Source organism: Blautia sp. MSJ-19, from assembly GCF_018918125.1.
Lineage (GTDB): Bacteria > Bacillota > Clostridia > Lachnospirales > Lachnospiraceae > Blautia_A.
In genome coordinates this window covers 162999-178005 of sequence record NZ_JAHLQA010000035.1, presented here as the reverse complement: position 1 = coordinate 178005, position 15007 = coordinate 162999, and the positions used below count along the sequence as shown (strand labels likewise).

Below are 15007 nucleotides of genomic sequence, written 5' to 3'. Positions count from 1 at the left end.
CAACGCTCGATTCCATCCAACTTTTCATAATAAGAATTATCCCGTCTATAAATGATAGATTCTTGCTTATTTCGCTTGATTTTTCCTTCTTGAATCAGTCGCTCTTTTTCTGCTCGAATACGTTCCAAAAGGATAGAAGCTGGTTCATCTGACGGATCTTGTGGAACAAGTTTCCCGCGTATTGCCTCTTGTAAAATTGATTTCTTTAAAAGTTCAGGGAAAGACTTATTTAATAGAGATACTGCGGAATAAACTTCTTCATATTTTTTTATAAGAGGAAGTAATTCTTTGATTTTTGTAACAATACGATGCTGTTCGGTTAATGAAGGCATGGGCATAAGGGTCGCTACAATTTTTTCTTTTGATATATTGGGCTGTGCACCACCTTCACCTTGTTTTACGAATGCAGCTCTTTGAGACATTAAAAAATAAAATAAGTATTCATTGAAAATCTCAATAGGTAAACATGCACAACAAGCTTGATTTGTGGCAGCAGGAAATGTCAACATTCCTACTTTACCAATCGTTGCACCATACATAGCAATTAGAACAGAACCCGCTGGATTCAGCCTGACAGATGTTTTTTCTAATGCAAGTTTACTTATATTTTCTGGAATATAATTGATATAGCTATCATTCAAATCACCAGTTTTTAGCCAAGGAATATCTCCATCATAATATTCTGGAACAGATCTACTTGGTGTAGCACCTGAGCTCCAATTACCAATACTTCCTAATCGTACCCACTCCCAGCTTTCTGGAATCTCAAATGGCACATCATCCGCTATGCACACAGGCTCATTCTTGCCGACTTTCTCATAAGGCAAGTTATCGGCAGTAGCAGTATCTTTTTTGTGTCTATATTTAGTAATAAATACCACAAAATTAATAACTTCTCCAAATTGAAAATTCGGGAAATTTATCCTTCACCTTGCCATTACTAAGGGCAGATGATAAGATAAACATAACGATCTTTTGAAAGGAGCAGGACCATGACATATGGAAAAAAACTTCCCATTGGTGTGGATGATTTTGAGAAGCTGATACGAGAAGATTTTTACTATGTAGATAAGACTGGGATGATCGCAGACCTGTTGAGAAACTGGGGTGAAGTGAATTTTTTTACCCGTCCGCGTCGTTTCGGAAAAAGTCTTAATATGAATATGCTTAAATCTTTTTTTGAAATTGGCTGTGATAAAAATCTGTTTCAGGGTCTAAGTATTTCAAAAGAAAAAGAACTATGTGAAAATTATATGGGTCAGTTTCCTGTGATTTTTATCAGCTTGAAAGGCGTAGAAGGATTATCTTTTGATGCTGCCTGTAAAGGTCTGGCAAATATCATAGGTATGGAAGCACTGCGTTTTTCTTTCTTGAAAGACAGTCAGAAACTGACAGAAGATGAAAAAGCACTGTATTCCGGATATACAAATGTAAAAGAAGGGAATTTCGTAACTGCTTTTAATATTGACAGTTTGGTGACCTCTCTTAAGAGACTTTCCGCATTATTAGAAAAGCATTATGAAAAAAAAGTTATTCTTCTGATTGATGAATATGATGTTCCGTTGGATAAAGCTTTTCAGTATGGTTATTACGAGGAAATGGTCTCTCTGATGCGAAACCTGCTTGGGAATGTACTGAAAACCAATTCCAGTCTGTATTTTGCAGTGTTGACAGGCTGCCTTCGTATATCAAAAGAAAGCATCTTTACAGGACTTAACAATTTAAAAGTGCTGTCCATTACCAATGCTCAGTTCGATGAGTATTTTGGGTTTACAGATTCCGAGGTAAAAGAAATGCTGGAATATTATGGCCTTTCGGAGCATTATGATTCTGTGAAATCCTGGTATGATGGATATCGATTTGGTAATGAAGATATTTATTGTCCCTGGGATGTAATCAGCCATTGCGATAATCTGCGGGCAGATCCGAATGCCAGACCGGAAGATTATTGGTCAAATACGAGCAGCAACAGTATTGTGCGTCGTTTTATTGATAAAGCAAATGGAAAAACAAAAGATGAAATTGAAAGGCTGATTGCCGGAGAAACTATCGTCAAGGAAATCCGCCAGGAACTCACATACAGTGAACTGGACAGTTCTATAGATAATCTGTGGAGTGTACTTTTTACAACAGGCTATTTGACACAACGAGGAACAGTTGGAGATGATAAATATTATCTGGCAATTCCAAACTATGAAATCAGAAAATTATTTATCCGTCAGATTAAAGAATGGTTCAGCAAAAAAACCAGAAATGATGGAAAAACACTGGAGCAGTTCTGTAATGCATTTTCAGATGGGAACTCTGCAATAATAGAAGAAATGTTTAATGATTATTTGTGGAATACCATCAGTATTCGAGATACCGCCACACCGGAAGAAAGAAAAGAAAGTTTTTATCATGGACTTCTTCTGGGGCTTCTGGGATACAAAGATGACTGGATTGTGAAATCCAATGCGGAATCCGGTATCGGATACAGTGATATTCTGATTGAAATACGAGAGAATCGAATTGGTATTGTTGTTGAAATGAAATATGCGGCGAATGGTAAATTAGAGGCTGCATGTCAGGAGGCTCTAAGCCAGATTGAAAACAGGAAATATGAAGCCAGATTAAAAGAAGACGGTATGAAAAACATCATAAAATACGGAATTGCATGTTATAAGAAAGAATGTAAAGTCGAAAAAGGAGATGCGTGAGCACCTCCTTTTTTACTGTGGATATTATAAACTTTATCTTCGTTCGACGATATGATAATACGATCTTGCAGTCATAAGATAGATCAGGCCATATACCAGTGCAAAGATCAGCACCGTACCGGCGGTACAGCCGATGAACAGCCTGGTATTTGTCATGCCGAACAGCAGGAGCATCCGGCGGATCAATGGAAATGCCATGGAAATATGAAGCATTGCCATAAGCAGAGGAAGGAAAAATACCATCAAGATCTGACGACGGATCGAACTTTTGACTTCGCGGTGGCTCAGTCCTACTTTCTGCATAATCTCAAAACGCTTCTGGTCTTCGTATCCTTCGGAAATCTGTTTGTAGTAAATGATCATGGCAGTTCCCAGAAGGAAAAGTGATCCCAGGAAAATTCCAATGAATAAAAGTGATCCATTATCTGCGTAATAGGAATCGTATTCCTGGGCACGGATTCCGGAAGTAATCCAGGAATTATCCGACAACTGTCCATTATCTTTCAATCCACGGATTGCTTCCAGAACCGGTGTGCCGTAGGCAGTCTTGGTTGAATCAGAACCTGTGATATCCAGACCGAGATGAACGGTCAGATCCTGTCCGGCAGGAGCAGATGAGGTATCTTTATACATTTCTGTTCGCATCTCATCGAATTTTTCAAAATCAGAATCAGTGACAACAAATACTGCATTTCCATAGACAATATCACGACCGCAGGTCAGAGGAGAATCCTCCAGCCATTTTTTTACAGAAAAGACGGAATCATTGACTGTGAGGGAATCTGATTTTTGAGTCATGTTTGAAGCCCATGCAAGGATTTCTCCATCCTGCAAGGCAGGATCTGTTCCGGTAAGTTTCGCATATTCAGATTGCCGCAGAAGGGAAAGGGTCAGTACAGAACCGGAATCACTTAAGGTGTTTGGCTCTGCAATCTGAATCTGTCCATGATCTATATGACTGATGATCGTCAGATAAATTTCTTCTGCTTTTTTATCTACAGGGACTTTGTTATCGGAAACTGCTTTTTCGAATGTTTTGATAGCAGTCTGACATTCTTCTTCGTTGACACCGGTAATGGAGATATCGGTATCGTATGGGTAACGGTTTACCATAATATCATTCATACCAAAATAGATTGAAACCGTCATAGAGATCATCAGCAGAACACCGGTACTTAAGATACAGATACTTGCCAGACCGATGGCATTCTGTTTCATTCTATAAAGCATACCGGAAATACTGATAAAGTTGCCTGTTTTGTAGTAAAAGCTTTTTCTGTGACGAAGGAATTTCAGTATTACGATGCTGCCTGCAGTAAAAAGCAGATAAGTTCCTGCCATAACAAGGATTACAGCAAGAAGAAAAATGGAGATCGCACTGATTGGAGATTCCGTTGTAATGGCAAGGTAATAACCGATACCAAGACAAACAAAACCAACCAGTGCCATAAGCCATTTGGCTTTTGGTTCTCGTTCTCCCGTGTTGTTACCATGAAGTAATTCTACCGGACGGCTTAAGTGAATTCTTCTGAGATTCAGGAGAAGGATCAACAGGAAGATGCCACCAAACATTGCCAGACATACAAGAATTCCTTTTACAGAGATATAGAATCCGAGTACTGCGGGAATATGAAGTAATCTCAGTAGAAGTAAAAGTGCCAGTTTGCTGGCAAGTATTCCGGCTGCGATTCCACCGGCAAGAGAAAGAATCGTTGTAAGGATTGTTTCAAGAAATAAAACAATGCTGATATGATTTCTTTCCAGTCCAAGAATATTGTAAAGACCGATTTCTTTTTGCCTTCTTTTCATCAGGAAACTGTTGCTGTAGATCAGGAAGATTATACAGAAAATTACAACAACAACTTCTCCTGTGGAGAGAATCATTCGTACTTCTGCGGCATGGCGAACAGCCTGATCCAGTGTCGGACAGTCGCGTAAAAATTCCATCATATAGATCATGGCAATGCAAAAGATACAGGTGATCATGTAAGGAATGTAGGTGCTTTTGTTATTGCGGATGTTCTGAACTGCCAGTTTTGAGAAGATTCCTTTACGCATGATATTCACCGCCTGTCGTCAGTATGGTAAGTGTATCTGCGATCATCTGATACATCTCCTGGCGGGATTTACTGCCTTTATAAATTTGGTGAAAGACTTCTCCGTCTTTGATAAAAAGAACTCTGGATGCGTGGCTGGCAGCCTGTGCACTGTGCGTGACCATCAGGATCGTCTGGCCTTCGTCATTGATCTCGCCAAACATGGAAAGCAGGGCAGATGCAGCCTTGGAATCGAGTGCTCCCGTCGGTTCATCAGCAAGAATCAGTTTCGGATCTGTGATCAGAGCTCTGGCAACAGCTGCACGCTGCTTCTGTCCGCCGGAAACTTCATAAGGATATTTATCCAGAAGTTCTGTGATGCGAAGAGCCTGTGCGATTGGTCTGATTTTCTGCTCCATCTCCCGGTAATCTTCACCGGCAAGAACGAGTGGAAGATAAATATTATCTCTTAAGGAAAAGGTATCCAGCAGATTAAAGTCCTGAAAAACAAAGCCGAGATTCTTTCTTCGAAAAGCTGAGATTTCTTTTTCTGTAAGGTGTACGATGTTTTTTCCTTCGAGGAGAACTTCTCCGGAGGTCGGACGATCCAGAGATGCCAGAATGTTGAGTAATGTGGTTTTTCCAGAACCGGATTCTCCCATGATCGCGACAAATTCCCCTTCTTCTACAGAAAAAGTGACATTGGAAAGTGCCTGCACTTTGTTTCCTCCGAAACGGGTACTGTATATTTTTTTGATATTTGTTACTTCTAGTAAAGCCATATCCGGGCTCCTTTCTTTTAATTGATAAGGTAAGTATAGAAATTTTTCCCGGCTTCTGCCATCGAAGCAGGTTACAATATACGAAAAAACCTTACATTTCTGTAAGGTCGTTTCGAAGAGCACCATAAGCTACTCGGATATTTCGTTTAATACATTGTCAGGTCATTCTGGGAAAATTCCAGAAATACTTTTGTTCCTTTGCCTTCTTCGGAGGCTACATAGATGCGATGCCCGAGACGGTTCATGATCTTCCTGCAAAGATACAGGCCGATTCCGGTTGCACGGTTGCTTTCCCGTCCATTGACTCCGGTGTAGCCTTTTTCAAAGATACGTGGAAGGTCTTCTTCGCGGATACCGATGCCGGTATCTTCGATTATAAGTGTAACGGGAGATGGGCTTATCATGTTTGAAACATCCTCTGTACTTTGTGAGTTACCGGGGACATCTTTCAAAGAAATACGAATCCCGCCGGTGCGGGTGTATTTGAGTGCGTTTGACAAAATCTGTCCAATCACAAAACCAAGCCATTTTTCATCGGTCAGGACATTCTCTGAAATTCCTTCATAAGTCAGGGACAGTTTTTTTGAAATAAAGATTCCGGCATATTTATGTATCTGTTCACGGATGATCGAATCAAGTGCACAGCGTGAAAGTTTCAGATCCGAGGACATATCTTCTGTGCGCAGATAACCCAGAACCATTTCTACATACTGTTCAATCTTAAAAAGTTCAGTGAGAGCTTCTTTATTCACTGTCGGATTTTCCTGAAGGAGCAGACGCAGAGCAAAAATCGGTGTCTTGATCTGGTGAGCCCACATCGTGTAATAATCAGTCATTTCTTCCAGTGTCTTCTGGTTAGCAGTTTCAGCATCTATTCGCATTCGGTTCAGGCTGTGCATGATCTCCTGCTGAAGAGCGGCGGCTTCGTTGGAAGGAGCATCCATACGGGACAGATTAATATCCGGTGCTGCAGAGATAATCTGAAGATCACGAATGGTCTTCTGGTAGTTATGAAAGCCGAAAGCACACGCACCAAGCCCGGTCAGAATCCAGAGGACCGCAATATACAGAATTGGCTCCAGTGGAAGCTGATACAGAAGGAAGATGATTCCTGTAAGTATCGTCGGAAAAAGCATCAGTAAGATTTGTAGTTTTATTTTGTTCAGATAATCCAGAAATAATTTCATAAAACAGTCCTTTGTATGAGGGATTTCAGATCACATATCATACCATGTAGCCAAGTCCTTTTTTGGTAATGATAAAGTCTTTCAGACCTTCACCTTCCAGCTTTTTGCGCAGACGGGTGATATTTACAGTCAGTGTATTGTCATCCACAAAGCTGTCGCTTTCCCAGAGTTTTGTCATGATTGCATCTCTGGAGACGGCTTTCCCGGCATGTTCCAGAAGTATCTCGAGAATGCGGAGTTCATTTTTCGTCAGATCAATATCATGGCCGTTCCAGGTCAGGGTACAGCGGGAAGGATTCAGGACAGCACCCTTATGTTCCAGTACATTTCCGGGAGTTCCAAAGGAATAGGTGCGGCGCAGGATTGCCTGAATCTTGGCTGTCAGTACATCCAGGTCAAATGGTTTGGCAATGAAATCATCAGCACCACGGCTCATTGCCATGACCATATTCATGTTGTCGGATGCAGAAGAAATAAAGATGATTGGCACCTGGGAGATCCGGCGAATCTCCTCGCACCAGTGGAACCCGTTATAAAAAGGCAGCTTCAGATCCAACAGGACAAGCTGTGGATCGAGACGGGCAAATTCCTGTATGATATTGGAAAAATCTTCTGCACAGGATACATCATATCCCCAGGAACAGAGATTCTTTTTCAGAAGGTTGGCGATGATCTCATCATCTTCTACGATAAAAATACGGTACATGGAAAGTCCTTTCTGGTGGGGATTACAAGTTATGTTAATCATAACATGTCTTTGAAAGATTGCAACAAAATTCACTTTGTGGCATTATAAGAGCAGGAAATTATTTGATGTGTATAATAGAAGACTATGAATAACAACAGAAGGGAGATTTTTATATGGATCTTGTGAAAGAGGCAATTTTCCTGGGATTTTCGGGAGCGGCCGTTATGGATACAAAAGAGCTTGTTTTTGTGCCGGAATACAGGATGTTCTGTGAAGAAAACTTATGTGGCTGTTATAATGTAAATCCAGCCTGTCCGCCTGAGAGTGGCACGGCAGAAGAGATGAAGCAGCGTGCACTGCAGTATGAGAAAACACTGGTGTTGCAGACCATGCAGGAAGACACTCACGATTCCGCACAGTACAAGAAAGACAAGCTTCTGCAGAACAAAATGACAGAAGAACTTGCAGAAAAAATGAAAACAGAGGGCAAAACAGATATCCTGATCATGAGTGCCGGACCGTACAAGCATAATTCCTGTATGTCTGCATATTGCGTGGATGCACAGAAGATGGCGGATGCGGCAGGGATGCTCTGCTGGACGGATGACGGAATGGTACGGTATTTTTCGCAGATTCTGTTTCATGAATGAAAGAACTTTTAAAAAGATATGACAGGTAATATTTTACCGTGAATCAAATTGTATTACGAATGCAGATGTGATAAAATCAGTATCAGAAAATTTGATTTTATAAAACCAGGTGGAAAGCCTGGCACAAACACATATGACAGGAGGTTTTTTTATTATGGAGAGACATGCATTTGCAATGAAAGTAAAAGCCGGCAGAATGAATGACTACCGCAAAAAACTTGGAGAGATCTGGCCGGAACTGACCGCATTTCTTGATCGTAATAAAGTAAAGAATTTCAGTATCTGGAATGCAGAAGACCTGATTTTCGGATACTATGAAAACGAAGACGGAGCGAAATTAAGCACTGAGGAAGATGCAGCAAAAGATGCAATCACAGCAAAGATTGATGATACATTTGACTGGATTTCCACACCGGGTAAAGATATGCGTCTGATGTACCACAACTTTGGTATCGTAAGAGAAAACAAAGAACTGATCCGTCACAGAATGTTTATGACCAAACTGAAAGATGGATGCGAAGAAGAATATAAAAGACGTCATGATGGACTGATCGCGCAGAGAGGCGATACTGTGGATCCGGGTCCGGACAGCAACTTCAGCATCTGGTGTGCTGGTGGATATATCTTTGGATATGACGAGATTGATACAACGATGGAAGTAGAAGAGACAATCGAATCAAGAGAGCAGACGGTTGAATGGGAAATGCGTCAGCTGGGAATCATGGACTGGATCACAAATGATGTAGACTGGATGACGGGAGATGTTCATGCAGATGTAAAACGTCTGGCATGGCATAACTGATTCAGATATATTAAAATAGAACCTATATAAAAGAGAACCCTGTGGATTTCGACAGAGACAGAGGAGATAACTGAAAACAGATCATCTCATCTATCTCTGCAGAGTCATACAGGGTTCTTGTGCGTATAATCGTATTATATAAGATTTATTTCTGCATGTCCAGATATCCCTGTGTAGTATCTTCGATCAGACGATAGGTCAGTCGTGCAATCTGTTCAGGAGAGTCGGTTTTCGGACTGGAGAGCCATGTCCGGATAAGTCCTACACATCCATTCAGAATAAAGGCATAAGGATATTTGATATTTGGGTCATTTTTTGGAAAACGGTTTGGAAGCTGTTTCAAAAATGTCTCCGCAAGAAGGTTTTCAATCTGTTCTACAAATGCCATATCTCCGTGTGGACCTAAGAGGGCCAGACAAAGATCTCTGTCATTATCCATGATAGAAAAGAACTGGACAATAAATTGCAGTATAGAATCCGGGTTGTCCGGGTCAATCGGATATTTTTTCAGAACATTTGTAATGTTCTGCATTGCATCTTCTTCAATCTTCTGCAGCATCTGGTAGATATCCGCGTAGTGAAGATAAAAGGTGGAACGGTTGATGTCGACTTCATCTACCAGCTCTTTTACGGAAATTTCTTTGATACTTTTCTGTTGCATGAGTCGGGCAAGTCCCTCCCGAAGCTGCGCTTTTGTTTTTCGGACGCGTCGGTCCATTTTTTCTGCCATGTAAAAATCCCCCAATCTTTTTACCAAAAACAAACAGGTTTTATATAAAATGTCAAATTTTGACATATAATAGACAAATCCCTCTAATGTGTCTATTAATATACAAAATACCAAATGTTTGTCGCTTGTAACTGTTTCATGTGTTTAGTATAATACGGACTGCAAAGAAAAGCAACATGATGTTGAATAATAGAAATGAAAACTATTAATAGAACATTGTCTATTGTTAATATAATGTTTAGTTCAGAGATAGAATTCATTTAAATCAGCATGTTACGATCATATTTACATTACAGAAAAGAAAGGGGCACAATTATGATCAAAAATGAGTGGAAAAGCTTATGGAATAATAAGATTCTGATCATTGTCGTGATGGCGATCATTGTTATTCCGGTGATCTATGCGGGACTGTTCCTGAAATCCATGTGGGATCCATATGGAAATCTCGATAAGCTTCCGGTAGCAGTCGTTAATAATGACAAATCAGTAGAATATAATGGAAAGACGTTGAGTGTCGGTTCGGATATGGTAGATGAACTGAAAGACAACGATTCACTGGATTTTCATTTTGTAGACAGTGAAGAGGCAGAGCAGGGGCTGAAAAACGGAACTTACTATATGGTAATTACGATTCCGGAAGATTTTTCCTCAGATGCCTCTACACTGATGGATGAAAATCCAAAAAAAATGGAACTGAAATATGAAACAAACCCGGGAACCAACTACATTGCATCTAAAATGAGTGAGAGTGCTCTGGCAAAGATTCGAGAAGCAGTTGCTTCCAAAGTAACAGAAACCTACACACAGACAGTGTTTGATCAGATCGGAACAGTAGGAGACGGTATGCAGGAAGCCGCAGACGGATCTACAGAAATCAAAGATGGTTTGACAAGTGCGTCTGATGGAAACAAGACGATTACCACTAATTTGAAAAAACTTGCAGACAGCACACTGACTTTCAAAAGTGGTGCAGAAACACTGACTGAAGGGCTGAAAGAATACACCGACGGCGTCTCACAGGTAGACAGCGGTGCAGCGCAGCTTGATGAAGGTGTCAGTACACTTACAGATAAAGTTCCGACACTGACAAGTGGTGTGAATACATTAAATGACGGAGTCAAAAGTTATACAGATGGAGTTGCAACACTGAATGCCAATTCCGCACAGATCACATCCGGTGTCAGCAGTCTGGCATCCGGGGCAGAAAGTCTGCAGACGGGTCTGGAGACATTAAAGAGTGGTACAACACAGTATGTCAGCGGTGCAAATACACTGGCCGATGGAGTAACACAATATGTTGCCGGAGCAGAGCAGCTTGCGGCAGGGGCGAAACAGTTGTCCGCTTTGGAAAACCTGGATCAGGTTTCCGCAGGTATTTCTCAGTTGAATGCAGCTGTCTCTGATGGAAGCAGTTCTCTTACAAGTGGAACACAGCAGTTGGAGGCAGGACTTGGACAGTTATCCACTCAGTTAAATACGCTGGCAGAAAGCACAACGTCAGAGAGTATCAAACAGCTTGCAGCTGGTCTGAATACGGCAAAAGCAGGAATGGAAAATGCAAGCAGCGGAATGACAAGCGCTGCAGATGGTATGAATCAGGCAGCAGCCGGAATGAACACTGCGGCTGATACGATCAGCACAGTCAGTGCAGGAATTTCTCAGGCAGCATCCAGTCTGCAGGGAGCAACGCAGCCAGTAGCGGCAGCAGCGAATAGTATGACAGAGATTGTTCAGCAGTGTGCACAGGATGCCAATAACCAGATCGGCGCAGCGAATGCACAGGTGCAGGCTGCCAATGACCAGACGGCAGCAGCGAATGCGACAATTGCAAATGCCGCCGCAGCATTAAGTGCACTGCAGGGACAGGCGGATGAGAATGGAATGATTTCCGCAGAAAGTCTCAGTGCAGTAATCGGTTCTCTTTCTCAGGCAGATGCAGGAGTGTCTGGTGTTGATGGAATCAGCGCAGACAGCTATACAAGTCAGGCACAGGCAGTTGTCAGTGCAGTTTCTGATCAGCTGGCATCTGCACAGACAGCTCTGAATGATACAGCTTCTCAGCTGGATCAGGCAGCAGCCGGTCTGAACAGTGGAGCAGATACATTAAAGACAAAATCTTCTGATATGAGTAATGGGGCTTCTCAGATGAGTGCCGGAGCAAAACAGATGGAAGCCGGAGTTTCTTCTATTCCGGAAGTACCTTCTGATCCGATCAATACGGTAACGGCAGCTGTGAATCAGCTTTATGCCGGGGCACAGAAGGTGAATGCAGGAGCGGGAAGCGTTTCTTCCGCACTGGATACGCTGGAAGCGGGAACTAAAGATTTTCCGAAGGCAGCAGCCGGTGTAAAGGCATTAAATGCAGGGTTTGAAACTCTGACAGCAAATGATGAAACTCTGACAGCAGGAGCAGCAAGTCTGAAAGCTGCCGGAAGCAGTGTGACATCTGGTATCAGCCAGTTAAGCGCCGGTGGTAAGACACTTGCATCCGGTGTGACAACGCTCAGTACCGGGCTGAAAACTTACACAGACGGAGTTGCAACTCTGGCCGGAAATAACAAGGCGCTGACAAGCGGAACACAGCAGCTTGCAGATGGAGCAAAAACACTTGCAGATGGAGCCGAACAGCTTGCTTCCGGTACACAGACACTTCATGAGGGAACACAGAAGCTGGTTTCCAACAACAGCAAGCTTAACAGTGGTGCTGACCAGCTTGCAGATGGAGCCGGACAGATTCAGGATGGTTCATCCAAGCTTTATGATGGCTCCAAAGAACTTGGTGATGGAATCACAAAACTGGAAGATGGTTCCAGTACACTTGCAACCAGTCTGAATGACGGTGCAAAAGAGGTAAAAGAAACAAAAGCATCTGACGATACGGTCAGTATGTTTGCGACACCGATCACAGATGAAGAAACAAAGATCACAACAGTAGAAAATAACGGTCATGCAATGGCACCATATATGATGTCTGTAGGTCTCTGGGTCGGATGCCTGGCATTCTGCCTGATGTATCCTCTGACTGAATATAAAGGAAAACTGAAATCCGGATTTGCATGGTGGGCAAGCAAGGCTTCTGTTCTGTATCCGGTGGCAATCCTTCAGGGCGTACTTCTGATTCTTCTGCTTCATGTATTTGATGGATTTACTCCGGTAGAAATGACGAAGACGATCTTGTTTGCAGCACTGACAGGTGCTTGCTTTACATCTATCATGTATTTCTTCAATATTACCTTTGGTAAGGTAGGAAGCTTCCTGATGCTGATCTTCATGGTCGTTCAGCTTGCAGGATCTGCCGGAACCTATCCGGTTGAGATCTCACCGTCCTTTGTAGCGAAGATACATTATTACCTGCCGTTTACATATACAGTAAACGCATTCCGCAGCACGATCTGTGGAGGAGAGAGCATCCGCCAGGCAGTGATCGTTCTGATCGGACTGACGATCATCTTCTCGATTCTGACAATTCTTCAGTTCAGCCATATGGCAAGAAGAAAGAAACAGGGTAAACTGGTTCTTCTTGACTGGCTGGAAGAAAAAGGGGTTGCATAAAACAAGTTTTACATGCATACTTAAAGAGTGTTCTGATTATATAGGAGTCACATCTGCAAAAGCAGGTGTGGCTCTTTTTAGATATGGTTACTGTCAACGGAAGATGAAGTTTCCAGAATTAACAATTTCATCACATTTTTCCCACAAAGTAAACACAAATCATCCCTATACTCTTAAGCATAAAAAGAAAACAGAAACAGAGATAGCTATTCACGGGAATTGATTTATGAAGTGAACAGTAATGATCCTAAGGAGGGGATTTTGATGAGCGATAAAAATAACAACGTAATGATGAACAATGATATGAATAATAACGATAACGATCCAAAAGAAAGAATGAGAAAAAAAGTAAAGAAAGCAGCAGGTATCGCCCTTTGTGCAGTACTTGCCGGCGGACTTGCCGCAGGTTCTTTTGAGGGAATCAATACACTGACCGGATGGAACAGCAGTACAGTAGAAGCTGCATCCAGCAAAGATAATACAACACTTCTTCAGACAAAGGCAAAGAAGAACAAAGACAGTTCCGATGAAAAATCAGAAGACAGTACAGACGAATCTGATTCAAAGACGAAAGGAAGTCTGGATGTTTCTGATATCGCAGCAGAAGGAATGAAATCGGTTGTATCTATCACAACAAAATCAGTTCAGGATGTACAGAACTATCTTGGATATTATGGATTTGGCGGAAGCCAGGGATATACCACACAGCAGGAAGTTGAAGGAAGCGGCTCCGGTATCATTGTCGGCAAGAACGATGACAATCTTCTGATCGCGACCAACTATCATGTAGTAAGTGGTGCAGATACTGTATCTGTTACCTGTATTGATGGAGAAACTTATGCAGCAACTGTAAACGGATATGATGAAGATAAGGACCTTGCAGTTGTTTCCGTTCCGTTGTCTGATATTTCAGATGATACGATGGATCAGATCGAGGTTGCTACGATTGGAAGTTCTGATGATCTGAAAGTCGGTGAACAGGTTGTTGCCATCGGTAACGCTCTTGGTTACGGACAGTCTGTAACAACCGGTATCGTCAGCGCAAAGAACCGTAAAATGAATGATCAGGGTATCGAGCAGGATGAAGATTCTGATGCTACAAACCTGATTCAGACAGATGCAGCGATCAACCCTGGTAACAGCGGTGGAGCTCTTCTGAATATGGACGGAGAAGTTGTTGGTATCAACTCTGCAAAACTTGCCTCCACAGAAGTTGAAGGTATGGGCTATGCAATTGCAATCTCTGATGTAACAGATACTCTGGAACAGCTTATGAACGAAACACCTAGAGATAAAGTAGATAACCATGGTGTACTTGGTATCACAGGTATGTCTGTAAGTGATGAGGCTTCTCAGTATTATGGAGTTCCGGAAGGCGTTCTTGTTTCAGAAGTAACTGAGGGCGGAGCAGCAGATGAGGCCGGAATCAAAGCAAAATCTATCATCACAGAATTTGATGGTAAGAGAGTTCGCAGCATTGATGAACTGGTAAGCCGTCTTGAGTACTATGAACCAGGTGAAGAAGTTGAAGTGACACTGGAAGTTGCAAATGGCGATTCCTATAAAGAAAAGAAAGTTACAGTAACACTTGGTGAAAATCCAGATGCAGATTCCAGCGATTCAAAAGACAGCTCTAAAGATGCATCCGGGGATGATGCACAGGAAGATACAGAGGATCAGGGAGATCAGAACACAGACAGTCTTCTGCAGGATTTTGAAAATCAGCAGGCTGATGGAACTGCATATGAACAGTTCTTTGGATTTCTTAACTGATCGTTATTAAAACAGGTTTCTTACGGAAATCAGTATTCCGTAAAAATATAATAAGTATAAGCAGAAGAGACCGGTACAGAGAATTGTGCCGGTCTTTTTCTGCTTATA

General features: G+C 42.0%; 11 protein-coding genes. 5 read left to right on the top strand and 6 right to left on the bottom strand.

All coding sequences use genetic code 11. The annotated features are described in order from the left end of the window. A partial coding sequence (locus tag KQI91_RS13005) for a restriction endonuclease subunit S (protein WP_216393207.1) occupies nt 1-881 on the bottom strand: 881 nt, incomplete at its 3' end. A gap of 111 nt (nt 882-992) precedes the next feature. Between KQI91_RS13005 and KQI91_RS13000 the strand changes: the two genes are divergently transcribed. Next, the gene (locus KQI91_RS13000; RefSeq protein WP_216393206.1) at nt 993-2699 is read left to right on the top strand and encodes an AAA family ATPase; all 1707 of its coding nucleotides are present in this window, start codon (nt 993-995) and stop codon (nt 2697-2699) included. 33 nt (nt 2700-2732) lie between these two features. On the opposite strand, the gene KQI91_RS12995 is transcribed toward KQI91_RS13000, so the two are convergent. The 4 genes from KQI91_RS12995 to KQI91_RS12980 form a co-directional block, all read right to left on the bottom strand. Next, complete coding sequence (locus KQI91_RS12995; protein ID WP_216393205.1) at nt 2733-4757, bottom strand: FtsX-like permease family protein; 2025 nt, start codon at nt 4755-4757, stop codon at nt 2733-2735. Continuing rightward, on the bottom strand, nt 4750-5517 hold the full coding sequence (locus KQI91_RS12990; RefSeq protein WP_216393204.1) for an ABC transporter ATP-binding protein: 768 nt from the start codon (nt 5515-5517) through the stop codon (nt 4750-4752). The genes KQI91_RS12995 and KQI91_RS12990 overlap by 8 nt, the downstream gene beginning before the upstream one ends. 146 nt (nt 5518-5663) lie before the next feature. Beyond that, complete coding sequence (locus KQI91_RS12985; RefSeq protein ID WP_216393203.1) at nt 5664-6704, bottom strand: sensor histidine kinase; 1041 nt, start codon at nt 6702-6704, stop codon at nt 5664-5666. 37 nt (nt 6705-6741) lie between these two features. Continuing rightward, nucleotides 6742-7410: a response regulator transcription factor gene (locus KQI91_RS12980; RefSeq protein ID WP_216393202.1), complete on the bottom strand. Its 669-nt coding sequence runs from the start codon at nt 7408-7410 to the stop codon at nt 6742-6744. A 155-nt stretch (nt 7411-7565) separates the two neighbouring features. On the opposite strand from KQI91_RS12980, the gene KQI91_RS12975 reads away from it, so the two are divergent. Both KQI91_RS12975 and KQI91_RS12970 read left to right on the top strand, forming a co-directional pair. Then, nucleotides 7566-8042 (top strand): DUF2284 domain-containing protein, encoded by a 477-nt coding sequence (locus KQI91_RS12975; protein ID WP_216393201.1) that lies wholly within the window; start codon nt 7566-7568, stop codon nt 8040-8042. A 154-nt stretch (nt 8043-8196) separates the two neighbouring features. Next, entirely contained in the window at nt 8197-8844 is a 648-nt protein-coding gene (locus tag KQI91_RS12970; RefSeq protein ID WP_216393200.1) for an L-rhamnose mutarotase, read from the top strand. A 145-nt stretch (nt 8845-8989) separates the two neighbouring features. Here the strand turns inward: KQI91_RS12970 and KQI91_RS12965 are convergent, their stop codons facing one another. Further along, nucleotides 8990-9574, bottom strand: a complete 585-nt coding sequence (locus tag KQI91_RS12965) for a TetR/AcrR family transcriptional regulator (protein ID WP_216393199.1) — start codon at nt 9572-9574, stop codon at nt 8990-8992. Between the two features lie 315 nt (nt 9575-9889). Here KQI91_RS12965 and KQI91_RS12960 point away from each other — a divergent pair, with 315 nt between their 5' ends. Both KQI91_RS12960 and KQI91_RS12955 read left to right on the top strand, forming a co-directional pair. Next, nucleotides 9890-13126 carry a YhgE/Pip domain-containing protein gene (locus KQI91_RS12960; RefSeq protein WP_216393198.1) on the top strand — a complete coding sequence of 1079 codons (3237 nt, stop codon included), beginning with the start codon at nt 9890-9892 and terminating at the stop codon, nt 13124-13126. 264 nt (nt 13127-13390) lie between these two features. After that, entirely contained in the window at nt 13391-14899 is a 1509-nt protein-coding gene (locus tag KQI91_RS12955) for a S1C family serine protease (RefSeq protein WP_216393197.1), read from the top strand. Nucleotides 14900-15007 lie beyond the last annotated feature (108 nt).

Bases quoted from the DNA above. Each gene is read 5' to 3' on its own strand.
- KQI91_RS13000 (WP_216393206.1), top strand. From the start codon at position 993: ATGACATATGGAAAAAAACTTCCCATTGGTGTGGATGATTTTGAGAAG.
- KQI91_RS12995 (WP_216393205.1), bottom strand. From the start codon at position 4,757: ATGCGTAAAGGAATCTTCTCAAAACTGGCAGTTCAGAACATCCGCAAT.
- KQI91_RS12990 (WP_216393204.1), bottom strand. From the start codon at position 5,517: ATGGCTTTACTAGAAGTAACAAATATCAAAAAAATATACAGTACCCGT.
- KQI91_RS12985 (WP_216393203.1), bottom strand. From the start codon at position 6,704: ATGAAATTATTTCTGGATTATCTGAACAAAATAAAACTACAAATCTTA.
- KQI91_RS12980 (WP_216393202.1), bottom strand. From the start codon at position 7,410: ATGTACCGTATTTTTATCGTAGAAGATGATGAGATCATCGCCAACCTT.
- KQI91_RS12975 (WP_216393201.1), top strand. From the start codon at position 7,566: ATGGATCTTGTGAAAGAGGCAATTTTCCTGGGATTTTCGGGAGCGGCC.
- KQI91_RS12970 (WP_216393200.1), top strand. From the start codon at position 8,197: ATGGAGAGACATGCATTTGCAATGAAAGTAAAAGCCGGCAGAATGAAT.
- KQI91_RS12965 (WP_216393199.1), bottom strand. From the start codon at position 9,574: ATGGCAGAAAAAATGGACCGACGCGTCCGAAAAACAAAAGCGCAGCTT.
- KQI91_RS12960 (WP_216393198.1), top strand. From the start codon at position 9,890: ATGATCAAAAATGAGTGGAAAAGCTTATGGAATAATAAGATTCTGATC.
- KQI91_RS12955 (WP_216393197.1), top strand. From the start codon at position 13,391: ATGAGCGATAAAAATAACAACGTAATGATGAACAATGATATGAATAAT.